Source organism: Pseudomonas sp. CM25 (assembly GCF_013179705.1).
Lineage (GTDB): Bacteria > Pseudomonadota > Gammaproteobacteria > Pseudomonadales > Pseudomonadaceae > Aquipseudomonas.
Genome location: NZ_JABMCW010000635.1, coordinates 1 through 1,384, shown reverse-complemented (window position 1 = coordinate 1,384; position 1,384 = coordinate 1). Strand labels below are relative to the sequence as shown.

At 55.7% G+C, this 1,384-nt stretch carries 3 protein-coding genes; 1 reads left to right on the top strand and 2 read right to left on the bottom strand.

Going from position 1 to position 1,384, the window contains the following annotated elements:
* Positions 1 to 39: 39 nt before the first annotated feature.
* Positions 40 to 219 (bottom strand): hypothetical protein, encoded by a 180-nt coding sequence (locus HP546_RS30235; RefSeq protein WP_172233539.1) that lies wholly within the window; start codon positions 217 to 219, stop codon positions 40 to 42.
* 78 nt (positions 220 to 297) lie between these two features.
* On the bottom strand, positions 298 to 750 hold the full coding sequence (locus tag HP546_RS30230) for a hypothetical protein (RefSeq protein WP_172233536.1): 453 nt from the start codon (positions 748 to 750) through the stop codon (positions 298 to 300).
* A gap of 468 nt (positions 751 to 1,218) precedes the next feature.
* Between HP546_RS30230 and HP546_RS30225 the strand changes: the two genes are divergently transcribed.
* Positions 1,219 to 1,384 (top strand): DUF1654 domain-containing protein (locus HP546_RS30225; protein WP_172233533.1); only part of this gene is annotated, 166 nt, incomplete at its 3' end.

The window sequence follows — 1,384 nt, the reverse complement described above, 5'->3', positions numbered from 1 at the left end:
CCTCCAGGTAATCGGGCCGTCTTTCCGGCTGTCAGGGAATTAGGCTACCTGTGCCGATAGAACTTTCGCTCCAGACTTCGATACGTTGAGCTGACTGCCATCAGGGTAGGTATAGAGGTCAGATCCATCATCCAGGCGATCAACGTGATCGACCTCTGCCCAAAGAACATCGAAATCATCTGAGTCAGCGACTTTTTGCGCCATTGTCAATTTGGTCATCGTCTTACCCTCCAGGGCGGTTGATTCAGTGGATTCCCCCTGATGCGCCCCGCTTGAGGCGCACCGGGGAATCGTCTGTCACTTGTGGGCTTCGGGGTCTTTGATGTGCTTGTCGAACAGCTTCTTGTGACGGCGGGCGAAGCGGGCGACGAACGCAATGGCAAACAGGGAAACGACGAATAGGGCCAGCGCATAAAGCTTGAAGACGAGGTAAATCGACAGAGGCGTAAAAAGCACCACTAGGAACAAGTCGATGAAGGGGTCCGTTCTCGTCTCCCCTTTTTTGTCTTTCCACCACAGATAAGTGCTTGTGGTGCCCTTGGTTTCGAAGGTGGTCCAGCCGCGCAGTCGGGCTATAAGCTCAAGAACTGGGTTGCGGCCTGGCTCGCTGTCGTCGATCCATCCCCAGGCATGGCGCCATGCTTTTCCAAGCAGGATGATCAATCCGCAAGCTACCGCTAGGGAAACCCCAGCGACCGCGCAGGCCAAGAGCTGCGCCGTTATGGACTCAAGAAATGGCGGGATACTCATAAGGTGTTCTCCGTTTGATTTCCCAATGCAGCCTGTCGCCAAGCTGCATCAGTGAAATCGTTTTCCTCCCCATGCGCGTCGCCGCGGTTTCCCCACCTGGCCGGGTCACACATTTCGTGGACGGTGTTATTCCCGGCTGGCTTGCATGGTTTGGCGTCCCTCAATGCATGAGGTCCGGCAGCTATCCAGAGGCTGCGTGGACGACGGTTTAGCTTTCTCACCACCGGGTTGTCCGGTACGTCGCTGGGTCACGTCAGGTTGTGTAAAGAGCGGTGAGGCTTGAGGGCCTCCCGAGGGGCTGTGTAGCGCCTCGATGGAATGAACGATAAGCCAATGCCTAATTATTGTAAATAGGTAATGCCTAACTTTTTTCATGTGCGCCTAATCAGCTATCCGGGCTTGCATCGTTCGATGGCTCGGGTAAGCTCTGCCTAATACTGGATGGATGTACAGTTAACGGAGGAAGGTATGGCCAAGCAGAAGAAGTCGACCCCGCAAGCGCGTCAAGAGATGACCGCCCTTGAACGGCTGGGCTTGCGGGTCTCGTCGATGATCAATCACCCGATCGCGCAGTCGCAGCGCTGGGTGACAATCCATCGCCTGGACACGGATGGAGACATGGAGTGGGAGGAGG

Excerpts from the sequence above, each read along its gene's own strand:
- HP546_RS30235 (WP_172233539.1), bottom strand. The coding sequence starts at position 219 with ATGACCAAATTGACAATGGCGCAAAAAGTCGCTGACTCAGATGATTTC.
- HP546_RS30230 (WP_172233536.1), bottom strand. The coding sequence starts at position 750 with ATGAGTATCCCGCCATTTCTTGAGTCCATAACGGCGCAGCTCTTGGCC.